Origin of the sequence: Tepidiphilus baoligensis (genome assembly GCF_012911495.1) — a bacterium.
In the GTDB taxonomy this organism is placed as follows: domain Bacteria; phylum Pseudomonadota; class Gammaproteobacteria; order Burkholderiales; family Rhodocyclaceae; genus Tepidiphilus; species Tepidiphilus olei.
Map to the genome: position 1 here is coordinate 220,237 of NZ_JAAAUB010000001.1, position 23,151 is coordinate 243,387.

Sequence of the window (23,151 nt, forward strand, 5' to 3'; positions counted from 1 at the left end):
GCGACCCGTACCGACCATGACGATTCTCGTGACCGGCGGCGCCGGCTTCATCGGCAGCAACTTCGTGCTCGACTGGCTCGCGTGCCATGACGAGCCCTTGGTCAATCTCGACGCCCTCACCTATGCGGGCAACCTGGAGAACCTCGCCTCGCTCGAGGGCGATCCGCGCCACGTCTTCGTACACGGAGACATCGCCGATCGGGACCTCGTACGCTCTCTGCTCGAACGGCACCGGGTGCGCGCCGTGGTGCATTTCGCCGCCGAATCGCACGTCGATCGCTCCATCCATGGGCCCGAGGCTTTCGCGCGCACCAACGTGCTGGGCACCTTGCGGCTGCTGGAGGCGGCGCGGGCCCATTGGGAAGGGCTGCCCGAGACCGAGCGCTCGGCCTTTCGCTTCGTCAACGTCTCCACCGACGAAGTCTATGGCTCGCTCGGCCCGGACGATCCGCCCTTCACCGAGACCACGCCCTATGCGCCCAATTCACCCTACGCGGCGAGCAAGGCCGGGGCGGATCACTTCGTGCGCGCCTTCCATCACACTTATGGTCTGCCGACGATCACCACGAACTGCTCCAACAACTACGGCCCCTATCAGTTCCCGGAAAAGCTTATCCCGCTGTGCCTGACGCGCGCGCTCGCCGGCGAGCCGCTGCCCATCTACGGTGACGGGCAGCAGGTGCGCGACTGGCTCTACGTGGGCGATCATACGGCCGCGCTCAGGCGCGTGCTGGAGGCGGGGCGAGCCGGGCAGACCTACAACATCGGCGGCTGGAACGAGCGCACCAATCTCGAGGTGGTGCACACCTTGTGTCGCTGGCTCGATGCGCTCGCGCCGCGCGCCGACGGCCGCTCGTACGCCGAGCAGATCATTTTCGTCACCGACCGTCCGGGACATGACCGGCGCTACGCGATCGATGCGCGCAAAATCGAGCGCGAGCTCGGTTGGCGACCGGCGGAAACGTTCGATACTGGCATCGAAAAAACGGTGCGCTGGTATCTCACGCACCGCGACTGGGTCGAGCACGTCACTTCCGGCGCGTATCGCGAGTGGCTCTCGCGCCACTACGGCGCCGCCTTGCCGGCGCAATGAGCGAGGCCCCCATCCTCCTGCTGGGCGCAAGCGGTCAGCTCGGCTGGGCGCTCGCCCCGCTCCTGGCGCTGCAGGCCCCGCTCGTCGCCCCTTCACGCGCCGAGCTCGATCTCGGCGATGCGGCGGCCCTGCGGGCGCGGCTCGATGCCCTGCGCCCTCAGGGCATCGTCAATGCCGCGGCCTACACCGCGGTGGATCGGGCCGAGACGGAAACGGCGCTCGCCTGGCGGCTCAACGCCGAAGTGCCCGGAGAACTCGCCCGCTGGGCCGCGGCGCACGGTGCCTGGCTCATGCACTATTCCACCGACTACGTCTTCGACGGCACGGGGCAGCGCCCTTGGCGCGAGGACGATGTGCCCCGGCCGGTGAACGCTTATGGCCGCAGCAAGCGTGCCGGCGAAGCATTCGTGCTCGAAAGCGGCGCCCGCGCGTTCATTCTGCGGGTGAGCTGGCTCTACGGGCTGCACGGTGCCAATTTCCTCAAAACCATGCTGCGCCTGGGCGCGAGCCGACCCGTGGTGCGCGTGGTGGCCGACCAGGTGGGCGCACCCACCGGCACCGGGCTCGTTGCCGCAGTGAGCGCCGAGCTGGTGCGCCGGCTGCGCAGCGCGCCCGATCCCTGCCCCACTGGTCTCTACCACCTCGCGCCTACCGGTGAGGCCAGCTGGTACGACTACGCCGCCTTCGTTTTCGAGCGTGCGCGCGCGGCTGGCTGGCCACTCGTGCTCGAGCACCTCGAGCCGATCGCCAGCGCCGACTATCCGACCGCGGCCCCGCGCCCGGCCAATTCCCGGCTCGACACCACGCGGCTTGCCACCACCTTCGGCCTGCGGCTGCCGCCCTGGCAAGACGAGGTGGCACGTACGGTGGCCGTGCTCGCCGAGCCGCTGTCCCTTCTACCCCCATTGATGCAGAAATCATGAATCCGACTTCTTCCCGCAAGGGCATCATCCTCGCCGGCGGTTCCGGCACTCGGCTCTATCCCTCGACGCTCGCCGTCTCCAAGCAGCTGCTGCCGGTCTACGACAAGCCGATGATCTACTATCCGCTGTCCACCCTGATGCTCGCCGGCATCCGCGACATCCTGGTGATCTCCACGCCCCAGGACACGCCGCGTTTCGCCCAGCTCCTGGGCGATGGCAGCGCTTGGGGGGTGTCCTTGTCCTACGCCGAGCAGCCCTCGCCCGACGGACTCGCGCAGGCGTTTCTCATCGGCGAAACCTTCCTTGCCGGCGCCTCTTCGGCCCTGGTGCTGGGGGACAACCTCTTCTACGGCCACGACCTGCCGCAGCTCCTCGTCGCGGCGAATGTGCGCGAGCAGGGCGCCACCGTCTTCGCCTATCACGTGCAGGATCCGGAGCGCTATGGCGTGGTTGCATTCGATGCCACCGGGCGCGTGGTCGACATCGAGGAGAAACCCGTCCGCCCCAGATCGAACTACGCCGTCACCGGGCTCTACTTCTACGATGGCAGCGTGGTCGAGCGCGCGCGGGCGCTGCGCCCCTCGGCGCGCGGCGAGCTGGAGATCACCGACCTCAATCGCAGCTACCTGCAGGAAGGGCGACTCGCGGTCGAACTCATGGGACGCGGTTATGCCTGGTTCGATACCGGCACGCACGATTCGCTGCTCGAGGCCGGGCAGTTCATCGCCACCATCGAACGGCGCCAAGGGCTGAAAATCGCCTGTCTGGAAGAAATCGCCTGGATGCAGGGCTGGATCGACGATGCGGGGCTCCTGCGTCAGGCCGAACGGCTGGGCAAGAGCGGCTATGGACGCTATCTGCGCCAGCTGCTCGAACAGGGGCGGGGGGCGGCATGATGCGTGCGATGGCGCTCGAGATTCCCGAGGTGATCCTGCTCGAGCCGGTGGTGCACGGGGACGCGCGCGGCTATTTCTTCGAGGCCTACAATCGGCGCGCTTTCCTCGCCGCCACGGGGCTCGATGTCGACTTCGTGCAGGACAACGAATCGCGCTCACGCCGCGGCGTGCTGCGCGGCCTGCATTATCAGCTGCCGCCGCACGCGCAAGGAAAGCTGGTGCGCTGCATCGAGGGTGCCGTGTTCGACGTGGTCGTCGACCTGCGCCGCAGTTCGCCCACGTTTGGGCGCTGGGTGGCCACCGAGCTCTCCGACGAGAACAAGCGCCAGCTGTGGATTCCGCCCGGCTTCGCCCATGGGTTTCTCGCGCTTTCCGAGTACGCGCGGCTTTTCTACAAGACGACCGATTATTACGCGCCCCAGTGCGACCGGTCGCTGCGCTACGACGACCCGACGCTGGCGATCGCCTGGCCGGATCTGGGGATGGAGCCTCTCGTTTCCGACAAGGACCGCAGCGCACCGTGGCTTTACGCCGCCGAGTGTTTTTCCTAGGGAAACGCCGAATAATTGGCTGCGCGGGCGAATCGCTGCGTTGCGCGGTGCTCGCTCCCTCGCCTATCTAGTTGATATGTCTCGGTCGCTGCGCTCCGTGCGCCTTGCGCTTCATCCCGCTCGCTCATTTCTTCAGCGTTTCCCAGGAGCGCGGCGAATAGCCTACCAAGAGAACGCAACGCTGCCCGGATGCCCGCCCGTCCTTGCGACGGGACAGCAGCCCACCGTGCTTGGGCGCTCGACCTTGGCGCCGCTCGCACGGGCCGCTTCCCGCGCGTTCCCGGTTCAATCGGCTGCGGCGACTTCGACCGGCGTGCGGGTGAGCAGCGCGATTTTTTCCAGCAGCGGTGCCGTTTGTTGACGGAAGCGGGCGAGTTCGCGTTCTGGCAGCGGCTCGGGGGCGGGCAGGGCGATTTTGAGCGGATCCTGCGGTTTGCCGTTGATGCGTACTTCATAGTGCAGGTGCGGGCCGGTGGCCCAGCCGGTGGAGCCGACGTAACCGATCACGTCGCCCTGAGAGACGCGCTTGCCCGCCTTGAGACCCGGCGCGAATCCTTTGAGGTGGCCATAGCCGGTGACATAGCCGCTGCGGTGCTCGACGAGTACGAAGTTGCCGTAGCCGTTCTGCCAGCCGGCGAACTTCACCACGCCGTCGGAGGCGGCCATCACCGGCGTGCCAGGAGGGGCAGCGAAGTCGGTACCGGCATGGTGGCGCCATTCCCGTTTGATGGGATGGAAACGGCCGCCGAAATTCGAACTCACGCGAGTGAAACGCAGGGGGTAGCGCAGAAAACCCGTGCCGAGCACCCGGCCGTCCGGGGTGTAGTAGCCGCTTTTGCCGCCGGGAAGGTCGTAGCGCAGCACGACGTGGCGCTTGCCCTGATTGACGAATTCGGCAGCGACGATCTCGCCCGGTTGCGGCAGCCCTTCGGCGTCGAGTTTCGTTTCGTAGATCACGGCGAAAGAATCGCCCACACGCAGGTCGCGTGAGAAATCGATCTGGGTGCCGAAGATCTCGGCGAGCTTGGAGGCGACCGCATCGGGCATGCCGATCTCGGAGGCGGTGGCAAAGAGCGAGTGCGTGATCACCCCCTGGCGTAATTCGAGAAAGGCGGTGCCGTCGTCGTTCTCGGTGCCGACAGGGGCCATGCGAAAGCCGTCGTCGGCTCGGTGGATGGCGACGCGTGCGCCGCTGACGAGCGGCAGGATCAGAGAATCGACCCGACCGTCGGCGCGAAGGCGTACCGTGGCGGTGGAGTGCGCACGGAGTTGCCGCTGGATGGCGCGGACCTCTTCGTCGAGCGAGGTATAGTCGAGCAGCCCCTCGTCTTCGGCACCGATGCGCTCGAGGAAAGCGGGCAACGTCTCACCGCGACGAAACGCCTCGCGAATCACGTACGCCTGCGCCGTATCGGTGGCAGCAGGGGGGGTGAGGGTGATCGGGGGGAGATCGGTGACGAGGGGGGTGCGGGCGTACGGTACCTGGTCGGAGAAAGCGGCCACGGCTAGACCGACGACGGCGGCGCCGTAGAGTGCGAGGGTAGTACGCAGTACGCGGCGACGAAGGGGTGGTCGGTTCATCGAGTGTTTCCTCGGGCACGCAATGGCAGGAAATGGTCGGGATTATGAACCAGCTTTGGCGTAGGTGCAATGCTGGTTCGCCCGACTGAACGGGGATCAGTGCGCCCAAAGCCAATCGAAGAGCGCCGTGAGCGCCTCTCCGGCTTGAGCGGCATTCGCGTGCTCGATGACGGCGGCGATCACGTAAGGCGTCCCGGACTGGCTCTGAGCGAAACCGGCGATCGCGCGCACGTCGCGTAGCGTTCCCGTTTTGACGTGAGCCCACTCGCGGATGGGGGAATCCTTGAAACGGCGCCGGGCCGTGCCATCGACGCCGGCCACCGGCAGCGTGGCGATGAATTCGGCCGCGTAAGGGCGGTTCCAGACCGTTTGCAGCAAGCGGGCGAGGTCGGCGGCGGTGATGCGTTCTTCGCGCGACAGCCCCGCGCCGTTTTCCAGCACCACCCCGTGGCGATCGATCCCCGCTTCGGTGAGCAGCGAGCGTACGGCACTCGCACCAGCGGCGACGTGATCCGGCGCTGCCGGCATGCGACGCGCGCCGACGAGGGCGAGGAGCTGGCGTGCGATCGGGTTGCTCGACCACTTGTTCATTTGATACGCGATTTCGGTGAGCGTGGGCGAGTCGTCGGTGGCCACGAGCCATTCGCCTCCGGCCGGGGCAGGGGCGTCGGCGGGCAGCAGACGGCCGCCGAGCTCACGCCAGATGCCTTCGAGCATGGCCGAGGCGAAACGCTCGGCGGGTAGCGGCGAGAGGCCGAGGAAACGGATGCCGCAGCTTGCCGGATAGCGGCCCGAGAGCGTGATCGCCATCCCTTGCGCATCTTCCTGCACGCCCGTCTCGAGGCGCTTGACGACGTCGGCCGGGCAGGCGCCGGTTTCGATCTTCAGGGCGTTGCCCACGCTCACGCCGGCAAGGGGCGGATGCAGCGTGGCGAGCACCCGCGCCCCGTCGGGCGAGGGCTGTAGCTGCACGATCACCGTGTTGAAATTGACGAGCTCGGCGCTCGCCGGGGTGTTGTAGGGACGATAGCCGTCGCCGTCGAAAGCGAAGGGATCGGTTGGGGGAATGCGCAGCCCGTCGGCCTCCAGTATCAACCTGCCCCTGATCGTGTGGATACCGAGGGCACGCGCCGTGCGCAGCAGTTTCCAGGCACGTTCGGCAGTGAGATAAGGGTCGCCGTCGCTGCGCAAAACCAGATCACCCACGAGCTCCTGACCGAGCACGCGGCCGCGGGCCACCAGCCGGCTCGTCCAGCGATACTGGGCCCCGAAGGTTTCGTAGGCGGCAAAGGTGGTGACGAGCTTCATCACCGAGGCCGGGTTGCGCGGCACGGTCTCGTTCACCGCCAGAAGCGGCGCGCCGCCTTCGAGCGGCTGCACGAGGACGGAGACGGCCTGCACCGGCACTTGCGCCCGCTCGAGCGCGGCGGCGATCGGCGGGGGCAGGGATTGGGCGCGGACGAGCCCCGCTCCCATCCACAGGAGGAGGGCGAACAGCAGGCGCATGGCCGAGGTCAGGTTTCTTCTGGCGCCCACAGGCTCTCCAGCGATTCGCGCCGGCGGATGAGGCGGTGTGTCGCCCCGTCCACCAGCACTTCGGCTGGCCGTGGCCGGGCGTTGTAGTTCGAGCTCATGGCCATGCCGTAGGCGCCGGCCGAGAGCACCGCGAGCAGATCCCCGGGTGCGAGGGCGAGTTCGCGCCCGCGGCCGAGGAAGTCGGACGATTCGCACACCGGCCCCACCACGTCGTAGCGGCGCGCCGGCCCCGGTCGCGGCACGACCGGGACGATCTCGTGCCAGGCGTCGTAGAGCGCCGGGCGCATCAGGTCGTTCATGCCGGCATCGACCAGGGCGAAGTCCTGTTCTTCCCCCTGTTTGAGGTATTCGACGCGCGTGAGCAGCAAGCCCGCGTTGCCGACGACGGATCGTCCCGGTTCGAACACCAGTCGTTCGGGGCGGTCGGCAAAGCGATCGGCGAGCGTGCGCAGCACGGCGGGGATGTCGGGCGGAGTCTCGTCGCGGTAACGGATGCCCAGGCCCCCGCCCAGATCGATGTGCCGCAGCCGGATGCCGTCGCGCTCGAGCCGCGCTATCACGTCTTTCACGCGATCGGCGGCTTCCAACAAGGGAGAAGGGTCGAGCAGCTGCGAGCCGATGTGGCAGGCGATGCCGACGAGCTCGATCTCCGGTGCCGACTTGGCCTGGCGGTAGAGCTCGAGTGCTTCCGCCACGGGAATGCCGAATTTGTTGCGCTTGAGCCCGGTGGAGATATAGGGATGCGTCTTGGGGTCGACGTCGGGGTTGATGCGCAGGGCCACCGGGGCATGCCGACCCAGTTCGCGGGCGATGTGCGTGATACGGGCGAGTTCCGCCGCCGATTCGACGTTGAACACACCGATCCCGACTTCCAGCGCGCGGCGGATCTCGGCGGCGCCCTTGGCGACGCCGGAGAAGACGATGCGATGCGCTTCGCCGCCCGCGGCGAGCACGCGTTCGAGCTCGCCGCGGGAGACGATGTCGAACCCTGCCCCGCGCGCGGCGAGTAGCCGCAGGATCGAAAGATTGCCGTTCGCCTTGACGGCGTAGCAGATCTCGGCGCGTTCGGGCGGCAGCGCCGTGCGATAGCGGTCGAACGCCGATTCGATCGCCGCACGCGAATAGACGTAGCAAGGGGTGTCGTAGGCGGCGGCAATGGCCGTGAGCGGAACGTCTTCGAGGGCGAGTCCTCGTACCGTGACCCGTAGCGTTGGCATGGGGAAATTCATTTCGATTCCCCCGAGGCAGGAGGTGGGGGCAGGTAGAGCGGTCCTTTCACACCGCAGCCGGCGAGCGCCAATGCGAGGACGAGGGGGAGGAGAAAGCGCATGGTCTGCAGGAAGGAAGTTCGGTCGAAACGCTATCCTAGCAGAGCCGGCGGCAGGGGAAAAGCAAAACGCCCGCGCATGGCGGGCGTTTCACGCAACGCGGTGCCCGGCACCGCGTCCAGTGTGCGACTCAGGCCGCGCTCTGGGTGGTTTTCTTGGCTGCCGTCGCCGCGGGGGCGGCTTTGGTGGCGAGCTGCTGGGAGGCGGACGTCACGGCCTTCACGGTGGCGCTGGTTGCCGCAGTCATGTTGGCCTCGGCGATCTCGGCCACTTGCTTGGCGGCCTTGGCGAGGTTGTCGTAGGCGCTGTTGGCCGCCGCGATGGCGGACTTGGCTGCCGCGATGACCGTCTCGGCGCCGGTGGGCGCAGATTTTGCCATCTTGTCGAGCAGCTCGATCATTTGCCGGTTGGCTTCGGCCAATTGTGTTTCGATGATTTTGGCGATCTCGGTCTGGCTCTGCTGCAGCACTTCGTAGACGTTGCGCTGATAGGCGAGCGTCTTCTCGATCGAGGGGGTGAGGGCTTCTTGCTGCAGCTTGAAGAATTCCTGCGCGTCTTTGGTTTCGGCAACGCGCTTGGCGTGCGCGAGCGACTGCTCGATCGCTTCGCGCAGAGTGTTCATCTGCAGCGCGATGAGCCGCTCGGTCGCGGAGAATCCGGAGCTGGCCACGGCGAGCCACGCATCCGAGAGTTGGCGGCCACGTTGGGTGAGGGTGTCGACGGTGGTGTTCATGGTACGTCCTCCTTGAATGGAAAAGATTGCTGCAATGCAGCAACGATCCCACTATAGTTCAAGGTCGGGGCCTTGTCAAGCGTTTTTGTGCAATGCACAAACTCAATGGAACACAAGGATTTTCCGGGATTTGGATGCAAATGAAGGGGAAAGGTTCTCGTTTGCCGTATCGCGACATGAGCCGCCCCCGTAGGGGCGGCTTTCGAGCGCTCAGCGATGGGTGAATCGTGGGGCGCGTTTCTCGAGGAAAGCGGCCATGCCTTCCTTTTGGTCTTCCAGGGCGAAGCTGGAATGGAACATGCGGCGTTCGAAGAGCAGACCTTCGTTGAGGGGGCCCTCGTAGGCGCGATTGACGCACTCCTTGATCATCATGACGACCGGCAGCGAGTAGCTGGCGATGGTCTTGGCCGTCTCGAGGGCGTCTTCGAGCAGCCGCCGGCCGGGACCACGCGCGCCACCAGGCCGCTGCGCTCGGCTTCTTCGGCGTCCATGAAACGACCGGTGAGGCACAGCTCCATCGCTTTGGCCTTGCCCACGGCGCGCGGCAGGCGCTGGGTGCCGCCGGCGCCGGGCAGGATGCCGAGCTTGACTTCGGGCTGACCGAACTTGGCATTGTCGGCGGCGATGATGAGGTCGCACATCATGGCGAGCTCGCAGCCGCCGCCCAGAGCGAAACCGGCCACCGCGGCGATCACCGGTTTGCGGCAGGTCTTGACGCGTTCCCAGTTGCGCGTGATGTAGTTGCCCTTGTAGGCGTCCATGTAGGAGAAATTGGCCATGGCGGCGATGTCGGCCCCGGCGGCAAAGGCTTTTTCGTTGCCGGTGATGACGATGGCGCCGATTCCTTCGTCGGCCTCGAAGGCATCGAGCGCATGCCCCAGTTCATCGACGAGCGCATCGTTGAGGGCATTGAGCTGCTTGGGGCGGTTGAGCCGGATGAGGCCGACGCGGTCGTGGGTCTCGACGATGATGTTTTGGTAGTCCATGGAACGCTCCTCTCGTGGGTGGGAAAAATTCATTGTTCCTCGGTGTTCTTCGGCTGAATCACGGCACGCACACGGCCCGAGGGCGCACTGGAGGTGCCGCCGGCGGTGGTGACGTAGTACTGATCGGTGTTCTGGTCGTACTCGATGTAGGCGCCACGCACTTCGTCCTGACCCGAGGTGGCGCGGGCCCGGCCGATGAGCTTTACTTTGTTGGTGCGCGCGTCGTATTCGAGCCGCTCGGCTTCTCCGGTGACCCATTCGTCGCTGTTGTCGCGTTTCTGCTTGAAGGTGGCGAGCCTGCCGCCTTGGGCGGTGGCCACACCCGTCTTGAAGCCCTGCTCGTCTTGGGTCACGACGACGCGGTCGCCCCGGATTTCCAGCGTGCCCTGCTTCATGAGCACGTTGCCCTCGAAAATATGGATTTTTTGCCGGTCGTCGACGTGGATGCGGTCGGCGTCGATCTCGATGGGTTTTTGCTTGTCGGCCTTTTCTGCATACGCGGGCGCGGCGGCTAAGGCGAGCCACAAGGGCAATAGCAGGGCGCCTAGAACCGTCGTGAGCGGCCGTCGCCCTAGGCGTGAGGCGCTCGGGGTGGGAGTTTCATGAACGTGGGTGTGCCTCAGGGCAGCGCGTAACGCTGCCATGCAGCCGCGCAGCAGCTTGATCGAGGTCTCCGGCTGAAGGATAGGGATCATCGTGATGGACTCCGTCGGGGAGCGGGAGACGCCGTCGGCGGCGATGCGGCGTTCTTGGAGGTGGTCGAGGGGGGTGGTGGCCAGAATACGTGGGCGTTGCCGATGAGCGTGATCTTCGCGAGGTGGTCTTCCGCTTCCATCCGGTCGCCGCTGGCGCGTCGCTCGCCGCGTGTGATGAGCACGGGAAGGTCGGAGCGGGCTCGACCATCTTCTGGCCACCAGATGAGCATTTGTCCTTGGTAACGGGTTTCCTCTCCGTCGAGCACTCGGGTGACGAGCACGTCGTCATGAGCATGGATTCGTTGCCCACCGTCGAAGACGTCGGCGCGCTGCGCCTGTCCGGTGAAGTAGACGTCCTCGCGTCGAGAGGTGACACGGGGGTGTTCGAGCGCGGTGCGATCGTCGCTCAGGTGGTGCGTGGCGCGCTCGGCGATGAGGCGGTGCATGGGCAGTCCGGCCTCCGAATAGACGTCGATGACCAGGCCGCCGGAGACGAGATCGACTTCGCCGGCGGGTTCGACGGGGGTGGGCTGGGTGAGAAGGTTCACCCGCCGCTCGAGCCAGAAAGAGAATCCGGCAAGCAGCGTGACGAAAAGCAACGGCAGGAGCACGGCGGGGCGAGGAGGGGTCATGGGGTGTGAAGGTAGGGTGCCAGCAGTTCGTCCCAGCGTCCTTGGGCGCGCAGCAGGAAGTCGCACAGTTCGCGCACGGCGCCGGTTCCGCCGGGACGGGAAGCGATCCAGTCGGCGCGCGATTTGACGAGCTCGTGCGCGTCGGCCGGCGCCGCGCTGAAACCGCAGGAACGCATGAGGGGGAGGTCGACGACGTCGTCGCCCATGTAGCCGGCATCTTCGAATCCCAGCCCACGCTCGGCGAGTCGCGCGGCCATCTCGCTGCGTTTGTCTTCGATGCCCATGGCCAGCGGCAGGCCCAGTTCGGCACAGCGCCGTGCCAGGGCGACGGAGGTTCGGCCGGAAATCACGATCGGTTCGATGCCGGCGCGGGCGAGCAGCTTCAGCCCGTGTCCGTCGAGGGTGTGGAACGCCTTGAGGGTGTCGCCCTCGGGGCCATAGTAGAGACGGCCGTCGGTGAGCACGCCGTCGACGTCGAACCCCATCAGGCGCACGCGGGTGGCTTTGGCAGTGGCGGTGGTCATCACAGCACCTTGGCGCGCATGAGGTCGTGCATGTGCAGCGCCCCGACGAGGCGGCCCTCGTCGACCACGAGCATCTGGCTGATACGTGCATCTTCCATGCGGCGCGCGGCTTCGGCGGCGAGCGCCTCGGGGGAGATGGTCTTGGGCGAAGGGTTCATGCGCCGGGCGAGCGTCTCGGTGCGCAGGTCGGCGCCCTGTTCGATGGCGCGGCGCAGGTCGCCGTCGGTGAAGATGCCCAGCGGCCGGTCGTCGGCATCGATCGCCGCGACCATGCCCATGCCGCCGCGCGACATGATGAGGAGCGCCTCGGTGAGGGGAACGTCGGGCGGCGCGGTCGGGACGTCGGGGCGCGGCCGCATCACGTCGGCCACGCGCGTGAGCAGCTTGCGCCCGAGCGCCCCGCCGGGGTGCGAACGGGCGAAATCTTCCGGGCCGAAGCCGCGCGCTTCCAGGAGCGCGATCGCCAGCGCGTCGCCCATGGCGAGCGCCGCGGTGGTGCTGGCGGTCGGGGCGATGTTGTGCGGGCAGGCTTCCTCGCGCACGCTCACGTCGAGATGCACGTCGCTCTGGCGTGCGAGCGGGGAATCGGGGCGGCCGGTGAGGGCGATCAGGGCGGCTCCCTGGCGCTTGATGGCAGGCAGGATCATCAGCACTTCGTCGCTCGCGCCGGAGTAGGAAATGGCGACGACGACGTCCTCGGGCGTGATCATGCCGAGATCCCCGTGCGCGGCCTCCGCGGCATGGACGAAGTAGGCGGGCGTGCCGGTCGAGGCGAGCGTGGCGGCGATCTTGCGCCCGATGTGGCCGGATTTGCCCACTCCGGTGACGATCACCCGGCCGCGCGCGCCGAGAATCGTTCGTACCGCGTCGACGAAGGTCGGGTCGAGCCGCTCGGCCAGGGCGTGCAGTGCCTGCGCTTCGATGGTGAGCGTGCGCCGTCCGCTGGCGAGCATGCGGTCGGTGTCGAGGGGGGGAACCGTCTGCGGCTGCATTTACGCTTCGTTTATACTTGAAAAGCCCAGTATAACAAATACGGGCACCTCGAATGACCTCGCTGCGCGGCTGGAAGGTAGCGTTCTGCGGTGCTCGGATGTCCGCATATCCACTCGATATGTGTCGCATCCGGCGCACCGGATGTCATGTCTTGCCTTGCAGCCGCCCGCGGCGCTTTTTCGCGGTGTCCAGACGAATCCCGTCTCGGGGGAGCGGAATGCATGAAGTCTTGATCACGATTCTGATACTTTTGGCCGCCTCGCTTTTTGCGGTGGCCTTGTTCAAAGAGATGGGGTTACCCTCTCTGATGGGCTATCTCTTGGTGGGAGTGGCCATAGGGCCGCATGCCTTGGGTTTGATGCCTCAGGATGGGCCGACGGCCTGGCTCGCCGAGTTTGGTGTGGTTTTTTTGATGTTTTCCATCGGCTTGGAGTTCTCGCTCACTCGCCTCAATGCGATGCGCCGCATCGTGCTCGGTTTGGGGGCGCTACAGGTGATCGTCACGCATATCGTGCTCACCGCCTTGTTTTGGCTCTTGGGTCTGTCGCTCTTGCCGGCCTGGGCCCTGGCCGGTGCGCTCACCATGTCTTCGACGGCCATCCTCTCGAAACTCCTCGTCGAGCGGCGCGAACTGGAAAAACCTCACGGAAGGGAGACCATCGGCGTCCTGTTGTTCCAGGATCTGGCGGTGGTGCCCTTGCTGATCCTGGTGCCGGCGTTCGCTTCCTCGCAGGGCGACCAATGGGTGGGGGCGCTGGCTTTGGCAATGTCAAAGACCGTGGCGGCACTCGTCTTGGTCTTGCGCTATGGGCATCCTCTGATGAGCCGTTGGTTCGACTGGGTAGCGAAACGGCGCTCGCCCGAGCTCTTCATGATCAACGTGCTGTTGGTCACCCTGGGCATGGCCGCTTTGTCCGAGGCGTTTGGCCTGTCGTTGGCGCTGGGGGCTTTCTTGGCGGGCATGCTGATTTCCGAGACCGCCTATCGTTATCAGGTGGAAGAGGACATCAAGCCGTTTCGCGACGTGCTCTTGGGCTTGTTTTTCATCACGGTGGGGATGTTCCTCGACATCGGCGAAGTGACGCGTCACTTCATCTACGTGGCGGGTTTGCTGGTCTTGATCCTGGCGATCAAATTCACGGTGGTGTTCGTCGGTTCGAGGATGATGGGCTCGAAGGCGCCGGTGGCGATGCGCTCGGCGTTGTGGTTGTGCACTGGCGGGGAGTTCGGTTTCGTGTTGCTGGCGCAGAGCGCGGGATTGGAGATCTTGCCGTCGTTCTGGCTACAGACGGGCGCGGCGGCGCTGGTCTTGTCGATGTTGCTCGCGCCGCTCATCGTCGCGGCGTCGGACCGTCTGGTGTTGCGCTTCGTCGCCTCGGAGTGGATGACGCGTGCGATGGAGCTCACGGCGATCGCAGCGCAGACCATCAAGGTGAAACAGCACGTGTTGGTCCTGGGCTATGGCCGCACGGGGCAGTATCTGGCGCGCCTGCTGGAGCACGAATCGGTGCCGACCGTGGCGCTCGATCTCGATCCCGAGCGGGTGGCCGAGGCTACGGCCGCGGGTGAAAACGTGCTCTATGGTGATGCGAGCCGGCGCGAGACCCTGATCGCGGCCGGCTTGCTGCGCGCCCGCGCAGTGGTGATTTCTTTTGCTGATCTGCAGGCATCCCTACGCGTGTTGTCGGTACTGCGCGAACTGCGCCCCGACGTGCCGGTCGTGGTGCGCGCGCGCGCCGAGAGCGATATCGACTGGCTGACCGCGGCCGGCGCCACGGCGGTGATCTCCGAGGCGATCGAAGTTAGCCTGATGCTGGCCACGCACACCTTGGCGCTCATCGGTACTCCCCTGAGCCGCGTGGCGCGTCGCATCCGCGAGATTCGTGCCCAGCGGTATGCGCTGCTGCGCGGCTATTTCGCTGGCAGTTCGGACGAGCGGGGATCCGAAGGACTGGAAGGGGAGATTCGCCTGCATTCGGTATTGCTGCCCGAGGAGGCTTGGGCAGTGGGGCGGCATCTCGGTGAGCTGGGTTTGAAAGAGTGCGGCGTCGAGGTCGCGGCAGTCCGTCGGCGCGGCATACGGGCGCAGTCACCGGAACCGGGATTGATCCTGCGCCCCGGCGACGTGGTGATCCTGCGAGGGGAGCAGAAGGCGCTCGAGCGCGGGGAGGCGATCCTGCTGCAGGGGCCGTGAGGCAAAATCCCCGACTTCCCCGGCGGTACGCCCTTGCTTCGCGTACGCGAACCCTGCGCGACGGTTCCGCTGTACACCGATCGATTCAGGACTGCTCAATCGGCCACGGTGGTGCGCAAATCCAGCCGGCCGTTGCTGGGGGGAGGTTCGCCGTCGAGGCAGTGCTCGGGGATTCGCCCGGTGCTCGCGGCGCGCACGGTGCCGTCGGTCAGATCGATTCGCCGTGCGCCCAGAGACACCCAGCCTGCGCTGCGCCGATAGGTGCCGACCACGACCTCGCGTTCGCTGACCAGATCTCGTCGGATCCGTTCGGTGTCGCGCGTGAGCAGCCGAAATCCGTCTTCGTCCAGAATGAAATGGTCGCCCACTTCCACGTGACGAACCGGTGCGTTACAGCGCTGGCTCCAGGCCAGCCGGAAGGATTCTCCTAGGGCCTTACCATACGGGTCGGTGGTATAGCGGTCGACCTCGACGAAGTCGGTGATGACGATGTTTTGGCTTCCCGGGCAGATTTGCGCCACCATGCGAAAGAGCTCGTCTTGGAGGATCTCGTGGCACGACGGGCGCAGGAGGGTGGGGGCGCTACAGGCCGAGAGCAATGCTGCGGCCGACAAAGCTGCAGCCGCGGCTGGGATACGGGTGATCATTTCATTTGCCGCGGATGATACGCATGGGTTTGAGCTGATCGCCGTCGACGAGCAGTCGGGCGACGAACTCGTCGATCGGCAGACTGATCTGACCGGAACTCACGACCACGCCCGTATTGATGTCTATGATGCGGGCGTTCACGAAGACTTCGTTGCCGGCGATCGAATAAGTGCCGGCGAGCACGCCGGCGACCAGGTATTGGTATTCGAGCAGTTTTGGGTCGCGGGTGAGGACGAATTCGCCCGTGGGATTGACGGCCACCGCTTTGCTCAGACGGATGTCGTAGACGTTCCAGCGTCGTATCTGCAATTCGTGAACCAAATTCTCGGTGACGAGGCGTCCCAGTGGAGAGGTGTCGTCGAGATCGTCGAGATTGACGAAGGTGCTGGCGAGCACGGCCGGAAGTAGGGCTTTGTGTCGAGTATTACGATCGAGCTGCTCGGCGAGTTGAGCGATGGCTGTACTGAATCCCGCCGCCCTGCTGGGCTCGGCGAGCGTCAGGCTCCCCGATGCGACGGGCGTGCTCCGGCTTTCGGCATCGGAAGGCTGAGCGCCTATGGTCTGGGTGCAGCCAGCTAGGGCGAACAAGGCGCCACACAACAGGGGGGCACCGTGGACGAGAAGGCGATTGTTCTTCATGGTCGTGCTCCTGGCTTTCCAGGGATATCGGCGAGCGTGACGTAAACTTTAATGATTTACCAGGGGCTATGGAGTCCTTTTGTGGGGTACGGGGTTTCGTGTATCATTGACGACACCCGAGGTGAGAGTGAGCCGTGACGACCCATCCTGACATCGCTGAACCCGTGGTTGAACTGCGCGGCGTCGACGCCGGTTACGGCGAGCGCCTGATCTTGTCGGGCATCGATTTTTCGGTGCGCCGCGGGCAACTCGTGGCCGTCATGGGCGGCAGCGGCTCGGGCAAGACCACCTTGCTGCGTCTCGTCTCCGGTCAGCTGCGCGCGCGCAAGGGAAGCGTGCGCGTCTTCGGTGAATCCCTGGAGAAGATTTCCGAAAAAGAGCTCTACGCTCTGCGTCGGCGCATGGGGATGCTCTTCCAGTTCGGTGCGCTCTTCACCGATCTGTCGGTATTCGACAACGTCGCCTTCCCCTTGCGTGAGCACACCGACTTGCCCGAATCGATGATCCGCGACCTCGTCCTTCTGAAGCTCAACGCCGTGGGTCTGCGGGGAGCCGCCACGCTCATGCCCAGTGAGCTCTCCGGTGGCATGGCGCGGCGCGTGGCGCTCGCCCGTTCGGTGGCGCTCGATCCGGAACTCATCATGTACGACGAGCCCTTCGCCGGGCTCGATCCGATCTCGCTGGGGGTGATCGGTCAGGCGATCCGCAAGCTCAACGATGCGCTCGGTGCTGCGTCCATCCTGGTGACCCACGACGTGGTAGAGTCGCTTTCCATCGTCGATTACGTCTATCTCGTCTCCGAAGGGAAAATCGTGGCCCAAGGTACGCCCGATGAGATTCGCGCTTCTACCGATCCCTTCGTGCACCAGTTCATCCATGCCGAAGCCGACGGGCCCGTTCCGTTCCATTATCCCGCGCCCCCTCTCGCAGAGAGCCTGTTGGAATCGGAGGTGGCACGATGATCCGGTTGCTGCGCGCCCTGGGGCGGCTCACGGTCGATGGAGTTTGGCAGGTCGGGTTCGCAACCCGCTTCCTCTTCGTGATGCTGCGCCACTCGGGGCCGTCGTTTGCGCGTTTTTCGCTCACCATCCGCGAGCTCTATTTCTCCGGCGTGCTCTCGCTCGTCATCATCGTGGTCTCGGGCGCCTTCGTCGGCATGGTACTGGGGCTGCAGGGCTATGACACCTTGCAGCGCTTCGGCTCGGAGTCGGCGCTCGGCAGCATCGTGGCGCTGTCGCTGCTGCGCGAGCTCGGGCCGGTAGTGGCGGCACTGCTGTTTGCCAGCCGCGCCGGTTCGGCGGTCACCGCCGAGATCGGGCTCATGAAGGCCACCGAGCAGCTCACGGCCATGGACATGATGGCCGTCAACCCCATCGCCCGGGTGGTGGCTCCCCGCTTCTGGGGCGGGGTGCTGTCGATGCCGCTGCTCGCGGCCATCTTCAGCACCGTCGGGGTCATCGGCGGCTGGTTCATCGGCGTGGTCGTGATCGGGGTGGACAACGGCACGTTCTGGTCGCAGATGGCCAATTCCGTCGACTTCCGGGAAGACGTGATGAATGGGGTCGTCAAGAGCTTCGTGTTCGGTTGGGCGGTGAGCCTGATCGCGGTCTTTCAGGGCTATGATTGCACGCCGACGGCCGAAGGGGTGTCGCGGGCGATCACGAAGACGGTGGTCTATTCGTCTCTGACGGTGTTGGCGTTGGATTTCATTCTGACTTCTTTCATGTATATCGGAAAATGACATACGGGTCATTTTCCCGGGAGTGGCGATGAATCGTGCGATGCTGGATCTGTGGGTCGGCGCCTTCGTGGCGCTGGGGTTCGCGGCGTTGATGTTTTTGGCGATGCAAGTGGCCGATGTCTCTTCCGAAGGAACGCGAGGCGCCACCATCACCCTCTATGCTCGTTTCGACGATATCGGCGGGCTCAAGGTCAAGGCGCCGGTCAAGAGCGCCGGAGTGGTGGTGGGGCGGGTCACTGCGATTCGTTTCGATCCCAACGTGTACCAAGCGGAGGTGGAAATGAGGGTTTCCGCCGCCTATCCTTTTCCCAAGGATACGATCGCTGCCATCTTGACCTCCGGTCTCTTGGGTGAGCAGTATATCGGTCTGGCAGCCGGCGCCGACGTCGAAATGCTCGAAGACGGAGATCGCATCCAGATGACGCAGTCGGCGCTCGTATTGGAGAAGCTGATCGGTCAATTCCTGTTCAACCAGGCAGCCGATGGCGGCGGCAAATGAGCATGAAGGGGAGCGAAGTGTACAAGTACAAGAAAACGATCGCGGTGCTGGCTACCGGCATGGTTTTATCGGGTTGTGCGACCAGCCAACCCTCCCACCCCAAGGATCCATTCGAAGGGTTCAACCGGGCGATGTTCCAGATCAACGATGCCCTCGACACGGTCGTCTTGCGCCCGGCAGCGGTGGTCTACGACAACGTCTTGCCTTCCCCAGTGAAAACGGGGGTGAGCAACTTTTTCAGCAATCTGGGAGACTTGAGAAATGCAGCCAACAATTTGCTGCAAGGCAAGGTCGAGGCGGCATTCGGTGATCTCTTCCGTTTCGCGCTGAACTCGACCTGGGGCTTGCTCGGGGTGCTCGACATCGCCTCCGAGGCCGGCATCCCCAAACATAACGAAGATTTCGGCCAGACCCTCGCCGTGTGGGGGGTCGGCGATGGCCCTTACTTGGTGCTGCCGCTCCTGGGTGGGCGCAACATACGCGATACCGCCGCGTTGCCGGTCGATTACTACAGTCATCCGACGACCTACGTCGAGGGCGATGCGGCCAAGTATTCCTTCAAGGCGGCCGAGATCGTGGTCAAGCGGGCCGAGTTGTTGCCGGCCGATCGGGCCATCGAAGGACGGATGATCGACAAGTACGCCTATATGCGAGACGCCTACTTTCAGAGGCGTAACTACTTGATCCACGATGGAAATCCTCCGATCGAGTACGAAGATTTCAATGGCAATGGAATTGATGGCGACTCGGGTCGCTAGAACGTGAGGAAGAACGTGAGGACGAACATGATGCATCGATCGATGGTATGGCGCTGGCTCGGAATCGTGCTTCTGCCGATGCTGATCTTCGGTTGGGGGACGGCCGTGCGTGCCGAACCCAAGGCGCCCGACGTGCTGGTCAAGGAGATCGCCGACGAGGTCATCGAACGGCTCAAACAGAAGCCGATCCAGTCCGATGAGGACATGAACGAATGGCTCGTCTACGTCGAAGAGCGGGTGCTCCCCCATTTCAACTTCGAGCGGATGACGATGCTGGCCGTGGGTCCGGCCTGGCGGCAGGCCACGCCCGAGCAGCGCAAACGTCTCACCGAGGAATTCAAGACCCTGTTGGTACGAACCTACGCCTCCGCGTTGCGTGAATACCGCAATGAAAAGCTCGAATTCAGGCCCTTGCGCATGGCCCCGGGTGACAAGACCGTGCGAGTTTCCTCCTATTTCATCCGCCCTGGCGGGGAGCCGATCTCCGTCGACTACATGATGGAATTGAGAGGAGACTCTTGGAAGGTATTCGACGTGGTGGTGGCCGGCGTGAGCTTGGTGACGAGCTATCGCAGCACTTTCGGCCAGGAGATTCAAGCCAAAGGGATCGATGGGCTCATCCAGATGCTCGCACAGAAGAACGCCCGCGGCGAGACTTTGCCGGCCGACGCGGCGGCGCAGGGATGAGCAAAACGATGTCCGATACGGGGCCGATGATGCGTGTTTCGCTCGAAGGGCACATCGATCTGCGCAGCGTCACCGGTTTTCTCGATCGTTGGCCGGAGGGAGTCCAAGCCGGCTCGCACGTCCTCGTCGATGCGGGTGGGGTGAGCGCGTGCGATTCTTCCTTCGTGGCGCTGTTGATCGAATGGCTGCGCCGAGCGCGGCGTGCCGGCGCCACGCTCGAGATCACGCGACTGCCGCAACAGGCCCTGGCGCTCGCCCAGCTCTACGGGGTCGACGCCTTTTTACCCCTGACGCCGGAACCGGCCAAGACATGACCGCTGCCATCGCCTTACAAGGCGCCGTCAAGCGCTTCGGCGACTTCACGGCGCTCGCCGGCGTAGACCTCAGCATCGAGCGTGGCGAATTTTTCGGCCTGCTGGGGCCCAACGGGGCGGGCAAGACCACCCTCATCTCCCTCTTGGCCGGCCTGGCACGGCCGAGCGCGGGCAGTGTGCGCGTCATGGGATTCGATGTCGTGCGCGACTACCGCCAGGCGCGCCGCGCCATCGGCGTGGTGCCGCAGGAGCTCGTCTTCGATCCCTTCTTTACGGTGCGCGAGATCCTGCGCATCCAATCCGGTTACTTCGGACTCACCCGCAACGAAGCCTGGATCGAAGAACTGCTGCACGGCCTGGGGTTGGCCGACAAGGCCGAGGCCAACATGCGCACCCTCTCGGGCGGGATGAAGCGCCGGGTGCTGGTGGCGCAGGCCCTGGTGCATCGTCCCCCGGTGATCGTGCTCGACGAGCCCACCGCGGGCGTGGACGTCGAACTGCGCCACGGTCTGTGGCAATTCATCCAGAAACTCAACGATCAGGGACACACGATCCTCCTCACCACCCATTATCTCGAAGAGGCCGAGTCGCTGTGCCACCGCATCGCCATGCTCAAGGCCGGCCGGATCGTGGCGCTCGACACCACCGAGCGGCTGCTCGCGCGATTCCATGCCCATGAACTGGAAGTGCGGCTCGATCGCCCCGAAGTGACCCTCACCCTGGGTGGCGTGGCGGGCGAGGATGGCTGGGTGCGTATCCCCTTCGAGCGTTATGCCGACATCGAGCTCATCCTGCGTCGTCTGCGCGAGGCGGGTGCCGAGGTGCGCGAGCTGCGCGTGGGTGAGCCGGACCTGGAGCGTGTCTTCGTCGAGGTGATGCGAAGTGCCTGAATGCTTCGGTGCGGGCTTCCGCACGCTCTTCTACAAGGAAGTGATGCGGTTCTGGAAAGTGGCGTTCCAGACGGTGGCCGCGCCCATCCTCAATGCGCTGCTCTTTCTGCTCATCTTCTCCAACGTGCTCGACCGGCACGTGACGACCTATGGAGAGGTGCCTTATACCGCCTTCCTCATTCCGGGGTTGGCGATCATGTCGGTGCTGCAAAATGCCTTCGCCAATTCCAGCTCTTCGCTCATCCAGAGCAAGGTGACTGGCAACATCGTCTTCGTGCTGCTGCCCCCCCTGTCGCACTTGGAATTTTTCTGGGGCTACGCGCTCGCTTGCGTGGTGCGGGGGCTCGCCGTAGGCTTGGGGGTGATCCTGGTGGGGCTCGTCTTCGTCGATCTGCCGCTCGCTGCGCCGCTATGGGCGCTCGCGTTTGCCGTGATCGGTTCGCTGCTATTGGGTGCACTAGGGATCGTCGCCGGCATTTGGGCGGACAAATTCGACCAACTCGCCGCCTTTCAGAACTTCCTCGTCATGCCGCTCACCATGCTCTCGGGGGTGTTCTATTCGATCGCGTCGCTTCCCCCCTTCTGGCAGAAAGTGTCGCATCTCAACCCGTTCTTCTTCGTGATCGACGGCTTTCGCTATGGTTTTTTCGGTCAGGCGGACACCAACCCGTGGGTGAGTCTGGGGGTGTCGCTCGCTGCCACAGTCGCGGTGGTGACGCTCACGCTCACCTTGCTCGCCCGCGGCTACAAACTGCGCCAATGAGCGTTCTGGAGGTTACATGTACGATCCCAAAGCGATCGAAGCGGCCATCGCGGCCCATCTTCCCTGTCTGCACGTCCAGGTCGAGGGTGAGGACGGCGTGCACTTCACCGGCCTGGTGGTAAGTGAAGCCTTTCGCGGCAAGCGCAAAGTGCAGCAGCACCAGATGGTCTATCGGGCCTTGGGGCCGGCGATGGGCACGGAAATCCATGCCCTTGCGCTGACGACCCTCACTCCCGAGGAATGGGAAAGTCTGCGCGCCGAGCTCGAGTCACGCGGAAGGGGTTGAGGGTGGACAAACTCGCCATCGTCGGTGGTGCCCGGCTCGCCGGTGAGATCCCCGTCTCCGGGGCGAAGAACGCGGCATTGCCCATCTTGTGCGCGGCGCTGCTGACCGAGGAGCCGCTGGAAGTCGAGAACGTGCCGTACCTGCGCGACGTCGATACGCTGCTCGCCCTGCTGGCCCGCATGGGTGTGGCGATCGAGCGCGAGGGTCCGACCGTGCGGCTGCAGGCGAAGCGCATCGTCTCTCCTGAAGCGCCCTACGAACTCGTGAAGACGATGCGCGCCTCCATCCTCGTGCTGGGCCCGCTCGTGGCGCGCTGTCACGAGGCCGTGGTGAGCCTTCCCGGCGGCTGTGCCATCGGTGCGCGCCCGGTCGATCAGCACATCAAGGGATTGCAGGCGCTGGGCGCCACGGTACGCGTCGAACACGGCTACATCCACGCCACCACGCCGGGGCTGCGCGGGGCGCGGCTCGTGCCGGATCTGGTCACCGTCACCGGCACCGAGAACTTGCTCATGGCCGCTTGCCTTGCCGAAGGGACGACGGTCATCGAAAACGCCGCGCGTGAACCGGAAGTGAGCGATCTCGCCCGCTGCCTGGTGGCCATGGGTGCGGACATCGACGGCATCGGCACCGACACCTTGCGCGTGCGCGGCGTGCCGCGGTTGCATGGCGCCCGTTTCCGCGTCATGCCCGACCGCATCGAGACCGGGACCTATCTATGCGCCGCGGCCATTACGGGCGGGCAAATCCGGCTCGGCCAGGCCGATCCTGGTTCGCTCGAAGCCGTGCTCGCCAAGCTCGCCGAGGCGGGGTGCCGCATCGAGACCGGCCCCGACTGGGTGGCGCTGCAGGCGCCGGCGAGGCTGTGGGCCGTGGACGTGCGCACCGCCCCGTATCCGGGCTTTCCCACCGACATGCAGGCGCAGTTCATGGCGCTCGATACGGTGGCCGAGGGCAGCGGGGTCATTCGCGAGACCATTTTCGAGAATCGCTTCATGCACGCCGTCGAGCTGCAACGGCTCGGAGCCGACATCCGCATCGACGGCAACACCGCCGTGGTCACCGGCGTGACACGGCTCGAGGGGGCCACCGTCATGGCGACCGACCTGCGGGCGTCCGCCGGGCTGGTCGTGGCCGCGCTCAAGGCCGAGGGCGAGACGATCATCGAGCGCATCTATCATCTCGATCGCGGCTACGAGCGGATCGAGGAAAAGCTGGGGGCCCTGGGCGCCCAGGTGCGCCGCATCCGGTAGAATCGAGG

Annotated in this window: 26 protein-coding genes and 1 pseudogene; 15 read left to right on the forward strand and 12 right to left on the reverse strand. The window is 65.2% G+C overall.

The genetic code is table 11. The features are described from left to right. Window positions 1-16: 16 nt before the first annotated feature. From rfbB to rfbC, 4 genes are read left to right on the forward strand one after another with little or no spacing between them, the layout of a single operon-like run. A complete protein-coding gene (rfbB, locus tag GV368_RS01080; RefSeq protein ID WP_169114727.1) occupies window positions 17-1,093 on the forward strand; it encodes a dTDP-glucose 4,6-dehydratase in 1,077 nt (358 codons plus the stop codon). Then, window positions 1,090-2,016, forward strand: a complete 927-nt coding sequence (rfbD, locus tag GV368_RS01085) for a dTDP-4-dehydrorhamnose reductase (protein WP_169114729.1) — start codon at window positions 1,090-1,092, stop codon at window positions 2,014-2,016. The genes rfbB and rfbD overlap by 4 nt, the downstream gene beginning before the upstream one ends. Further along, a complete protein-coding gene (gene rfbA / locus GV368_RS01090) occupies window positions 2,013-2,912 on the forward strand; it encodes a glucose-1-phosphate thymidylyltransferase RfbA (RefSeq protein ID WP_169114731.1) in 900 nt (299 codons plus the stop codon). The genes rfbD and rfbA overlap by 4 nt, the downstream gene beginning before the upstream one ends. Then, window positions 2,912-3,463, forward strand: coding sequence for a dTDP-4-dehydrorhamnose 3,5-epimerase (gene rfbC, locus GV368_RS01095; RefSeq protein ID WP_169114991.1), 552 nt, complete (start codon window positions 2,912-2,914; stop codon window positions 3,461-3,463). Before rfbA ends, rfbC begins: the two co-directional genes overlap by 1 nt. 285 nt (window positions 3,464-3,748) lie before the next feature. On the opposite strand, the gene GV368_RS01100 is transcribed toward rfbC, so the two are convergent. From GV368_RS01100 to GV368_RS01145, 10 genes and pseudogenes are all read right to left on the reverse strand, one after another. Then, entirely contained in the window at window positions 3,749-5,044 is a 1,296-nt protein-coding gene (locus tag GV368_RS01100; RefSeq protein ID WP_169114733.1) for a M23 family metallopeptidase, read from the reverse strand. Between the two features lie 96 nt (window positions 5,045-5,140). Then, window positions 5,141-6,550, reverse strand: a complete 1,410-nt coding sequence (gene dacB / locus GV368_RS01105) for a D-alanyl-D-alanine carboxypeptidase/D-alanyl-D-alanine endopeptidase (protein ID WP_169114735.1) — start codon at window positions 6,548-6,550, stop codon at window positions 5,141-5,143. An 8-nt stretch (window positions 6,551-6,558) separates the two neighbouring features. Next, window positions 6,559-7,809, reverse strand: coding sequence for a diaminopimelate decarboxylase (gene lysA, locus GV368_RS01110; protein WP_169114737.1), 1,251 nt, complete (start codon window positions 7,807-7,809; stop codon window positions 6,559-6,561). Beyond that, window positions 7,806-7,910, reverse strand: coding sequence for an LPS translocon maturation chaperone LptM (gene lptM / locus GV368_RS11690; RefSeq protein ID WP_142804883.1), 105 nt, complete (start codon window positions 7,908-7,910; stop codon window positions 7,806-7,808). Before lptM ends, lysA begins: the two co-directional genes overlap by 4 nt. A 128-nt stretch (window positions 7,911-8,038) precedes the next feature. Continuing rightward, the gene (gene phaP, locus GV368_RS01120; RefSeq protein ID WP_142804884.1) at window positions 8,039-8,641 is read right to left on the reverse strand and encodes a TIGR01841 family phasin; all 603 of its coding nucleotides are present in this window, start codon (window positions 8,639-8,641) and stop codon (window positions 8,039-8,041) included. A 210-nt stretch (window positions 8,642-8,851) separates the two neighbouring features. Beyond that, a pseudogene (locus tag GV368_RS01125) lies at window positions 8,852-9,627 on the reverse strand (enoyl-CoA hydratase). A gap of 29 nt (window positions 9,628-9,656) precedes the next feature. Continuing rightward, the gene (lptA, locus tag GV368_RS01130) at window positions 9,657-10,322 is read right to left on the reverse strand and encodes a lipopolysaccharide transport periplasmic protein LptA (protein ID WP_206673184.1); all 666 of its coding nucleotides are present in this window, start codon (window positions 10,320-10,322) and stop codon (window positions 9,657-9,659) included. Further along, window positions 10,319-10,954, reverse strand: coding sequence for an LPS export ABC transporter periplasmic protein LptC (gene lptC, locus GV368_RS01135; RefSeq protein ID WP_169114739.1), 636 nt, complete (start codon window positions 10,952-10,954; stop codon window positions 10,319-10,321). The genes lptA and lptC overlap by 4 nt, the downstream gene beginning before the upstream one ends. Beyond that, a complete protein-coding gene (locus GV368_RS01140; RefSeq protein WP_169114741.1) occupies window positions 10,951-11,478 on the reverse strand; it encodes a KdsC family phosphatase in 528 nt (175 codons plus the stop codon). Before GV368_RS01140 ends, lptC begins: the two co-directional genes overlap by 4 nt. Next, complete coding sequence (locus GV368_RS01145) at window positions 11,478-12,470, reverse strand: KpsF/GutQ family sugar-phosphate isomerase (RefSeq protein WP_169114743.1); 993 nt, start codon at window positions 12,468-12,470, stop codon at window positions 11,478-11,480. The genes GV368_RS01140 and GV368_RS01145 overlap by 1 nt, the downstream gene beginning before the upstream one ends. Before the next feature lie 218 nt (window positions 12,471-12,688). Between GV368_RS01145 and GV368_RS01150 the strand changes: the two genes are divergently transcribed. Beyond that, a complete protein-coding gene (locus GV368_RS01150) occupies window positions 12,689-14,665 on the forward strand; it encodes a monovalent cation:proton antiporter family protein (RefSeq protein ID WP_169114745.1) in 1,977 nt (658 codons plus the stop codon). Between the two features lie 95 nt (window positions 14,666-14,760). Here GV368_RS01150 and GV368_RS01155 read toward each other — a convergent pair whose 3' ends face one another. Together GV368_RS01155 and GV368_RS01160 are read right to left on the reverse strand one after the other, a co-directional pair. Beyond that, entirely contained in the window at window positions 14,761-15,312 is a 552-nt protein-coding gene (locus tag GV368_RS01155; RefSeq protein WP_169114747.1) for a FlgO family outer membrane protein, read from the reverse strand. A 1-nt stretch (window position 15,313) separates the two neighbouring features. Next, window positions 15,314-15,952, reverse strand: coding sequence for a FlgO family outer membrane protein (locus GV368_RS01160; RefSeq protein ID WP_142810040.1), 639 nt, complete (start codon window positions 15,950-15,952; stop codon window positions 15,314-15,316). A gap of 134 nt (window positions 15,953-16,086) precedes the next feature. Here GV368_RS01160 and GV368_RS01165 point away from each other — a divergent pair, with 134 nt between their 5' ends. Genes GV368_RS01165 through murA form a run of 10 tightly spaced genes read left to right on the forward strand, consistent with a single transcriptional unit; the run spans window position 16,087 to window position 23,143 of the window. Then, entirely contained in the window at window positions 16,087-16,914 is an 828-nt protein-coding gene (locus GV368_RS01165; RefSeq protein WP_142804892.1) for an ABC transporter ATP-binding protein, read from the forward strand. Beyond that, window positions 16,911-17,693, forward strand: a complete 783-nt coding sequence (mlaE, locus tag GV368_RS01170) for a lipid asymmetry maintenance ABC transporter permease subunit MlaE (RefSeq protein ID WP_142804893.1) — start codon at window positions 16,911-16,913, stop codon at window positions 17,691-17,693. The genes GV368_RS01165 and mlaE overlap by 4 nt, the downstream gene beginning before the upstream one ends. A gap of 28 nt (window positions 17,694-17,721) precedes the next feature. Further along, window positions 17,722-18,192: an outer membrane lipid asymmetry maintenance protein MlaD gene (mlaD, locus tag GV368_RS01175; protein WP_142810045.1), complete on the forward strand. Its 471-nt coding sequence runs from the start codon at window positions 17,722-17,724 to the stop codon at window positions 18,190-18,192. Further along, entirely contained in the window at window positions 18,189-18,950 is a 762-nt protein-coding gene (locus tag GV368_RS01180) for an MlaA family lipoprotein (RefSeq protein ID WP_169114749.1), read from the forward strand. The genes mlaD and GV368_RS01180 overlap by 4 nt, the downstream gene beginning before the upstream one ends. A gap of 27 nt (window positions 18,951-18,977) precedes the next feature. Next, on the forward strand, window positions 18,978-19,637 hold the full coding sequence (locus GV368_RS01185; RefSeq protein WP_206673185.1) for an MlaC/ttg2D family ABC transporter substrate-binding protein: 660 nt from the start codon (window positions 18,978-18,980) through the stop codon (window positions 19,635-19,637). Continuing rightward, a complete protein-coding gene (locus GV368_RS01190; protein WP_206673186.1) occupies window positions 19,634-19,951 on the forward strand; it encodes an STAS domain-containing protein in 318 nt (105 codons plus the stop codon). The genes GV368_RS01185 and GV368_RS01190 overlap by 4 nt, the downstream gene beginning before the upstream one ends. Continuing rightward, a complete protein-coding gene (locus GV368_RS01195; RefSeq protein WP_142810051.1) occupies window positions 19,948-20,841 on the forward strand; it encodes an ABC transporter ATP-binding protein in 894 nt (297 codons plus the stop codon). Before GV368_RS01190 ends, GV368_RS01195 begins: the two co-directional genes overlap by 4 nt. Then, window positions 20,834-21,604 carry an ABC transporter permease gene (locus tag GV368_RS01200; protein ID WP_142804897.1) on the forward strand — a complete coding sequence of 257 codons (771 nt, stop codon included), beginning with the start codon at window positions 20,834-20,836 and terminating at the stop codon, window positions 21,602-21,604. The genes GV368_RS01195 and GV368_RS01200 overlap by 8 nt, the downstream gene beginning before the upstream one ends. A 16-nt stretch (window positions 21,605-21,620) precedes the next feature. Beyond that, window positions 21,621-21,890, forward strand: coding sequence for a BolA family protein (locus GV368_RS01205; RefSeq protein ID WP_169114751.1), 270 nt, complete (start codon window positions 21,621-21,623; stop codon window positions 21,888-21,890). A 2-nt stretch (window positions 21,891-21,892) separates the two neighbouring features. Beyond that, a complete protein-coding gene (gene murA, locus GV368_RS01210) occupies window positions 21,893-23,143 on the forward strand; it encodes a UDP-N-acetylglucosamine 1-carboxyvinyltransferase (RefSeq protein ID WP_169114753.1) in 1,251 nt (416 codons plus the stop codon). Window positions 23,144-23,151 lie beyond the last annotated feature (8 nt).

What these genes read in the sequence shown, in the direction of transcription:
- rfbB (WP_169114727.1), top strand. Translation starts at nt 17, where the DNA reads ATGACGATTCTCGTGACCGGCGGCGCCGGCTTCATCGGCAGCAACTTC.
- rfbD (WP_169114729.1), top strand. Translation starts at nt 1,090, where the DNA reads ATGAGCGAGGCCCCCATCCTCCTGCTGGGCGCAAGCGGTCAGCTCGGC.
- rfbA (WP_169114731.1), top strand. Translation starts at nt 2,013, where the DNA reads ATGAATCCGACTTCTTCCCGCAAGGGCATCATCCTCGCCGGCGGTTCC.
- rfbC (WP_169114991.1), top strand. Translation starts at nt 2,912, where the DNA reads ATGCGTGCGATGGCGCTCGAGATTCCCGAGGTGATCCTGCTCGAGCCG.
- GV368_RS01100 (WP_169114733.1), bottom strand. Translation starts at nt 5,044, where the DNA reads ATGAACCGACCACCCCTTCGTCGCCGCGTACTGCGTACTACCCTCGCA.
- dacB (WP_169114735.1), bottom strand. Translation starts at nt 6,550, where the DNA reads ATGCGCCTGCTGTTCGCCCTCCTCCTGTGGATGGGAGCGGGGCTCGTC.
- lysA (WP_169114737.1), bottom strand. Translation starts at nt 7,809, where the DNA reads ATGAATTTCCCCATGCCAACGCTACGGGTCACGGTACGAGGACTCGCC.
- lptM (WP_142804883.1), bottom strand. Translation starts at nt 7,910, where the DNA reads ATGCGCTTTCTCCTCCCCCTCGTCCTCGCATTGGCGCTCGCCGGCTGC.
- phaP (WP_142804884.1), bottom strand. Translation starts at nt 8,641, where the DNA reads ATGAACACCACCGTCGACACCCTCACCCAACGTGGCCGCCAACTCTCG.
- lptA (WP_206673184.1), bottom strand. Translation starts at nt 10,322, where the DNA reads ATGATCCCTATCCTTCAGCCGGAGACCTCGATCAAGCTGCTGCGCGGC.
- lptC (WP_169114739.1), bottom strand. Translation starts at nt 10,954, where the DNA reads ATGACCCCTCCTCGCCCCGCCGTGCTCCTGCCGTTGCTTTTCGTCACG.
- GV368_RS01140 (WP_169114741.1), bottom strand. Translation starts at nt 11,478, where the DNA reads ATGACCACCGCCACTGCCAAAGCCACCCGCGTGCGCCTGATGGGGTTC.
- GV368_RS01145 (WP_169114743.1), bottom strand. Translation starts at nt 12,470, where the DNA reads ATGCAGCCGCAGACGGTTCCCCCCCTCGACACCGACCGCATGCTCGCC.
- GV368_RS01150 (WP_169114745.1), top strand. Translation starts at nt 12,689, where the DNA reads ATGCATGAAGTCTTGATCACGATTCTGATACTTTTGGCCGCCTCGCTT.
- GV368_RS01155 (WP_169114747.1), bottom strand. Translation starts at nt 15,312, where the DNA reads ATGATCACCCGTATCCCAGCCGCGGCTGCAGCTTTGTCGGCCGCAGCA.
- GV368_RS01160 (WP_142810040.1), bottom strand. Translation starts at nt 15,952, where the DNA reads ATGAAGAACAATCGCCTTCTCGTCCACGGTGCCCCCCTGTTGTGTGGC.
- mlaE (WP_142804893.1), top strand. Translation starts at nt 16,911, where the DNA reads ATGATCCGGTTGCTGCGCGCCCTGGGGCGGCTCACGGTCGATGGAGTT.
- mlaD (WP_142810045.1), top strand. Translation starts at nt 17,722, where the DNA reads ATGAATCGTGCGATGCTGGATCTGTGGGTCGGCGCCTTCGTGGCGCTG.
- GV368_RS01180 (WP_169114749.1), top strand. Translation starts at nt 18,189, where the DNA reads ATGAGCATGAAGGGGAGCGAAGTGTACAAGTACAAGAAAACGATCGCG.
- GV368_RS01185 (WP_206673185.1), top strand. Translation starts at nt 18,978, where the DNA reads ATGATGCATCGATCGATGGTATGGCGCTGGCTCGGAATCGTGCTTCTG.
- GV368_RS01190 (WP_206673186.1), top strand. Translation starts at nt 19,634, where the DNA reads ATGAGCAAAACGATGTCCGATACGGGGCCGATGATGCGTGTTTCGCTC.
- GV368_RS01195 (WP_142810051.1), top strand. Translation starts at nt 19,948, where the DNA reads ATGACCGCTGCCATCGCCTTACAAGGCGCCGTCAAGCGCTTCGGCGAC.
- GV368_RS01205 (WP_169114751.1), top strand. Translation starts at nt 21,621, where the DNA reads ATGTACGATCCCAAAGCGATCGAAGCGGCCATCGCGGCCCATCTTCCC.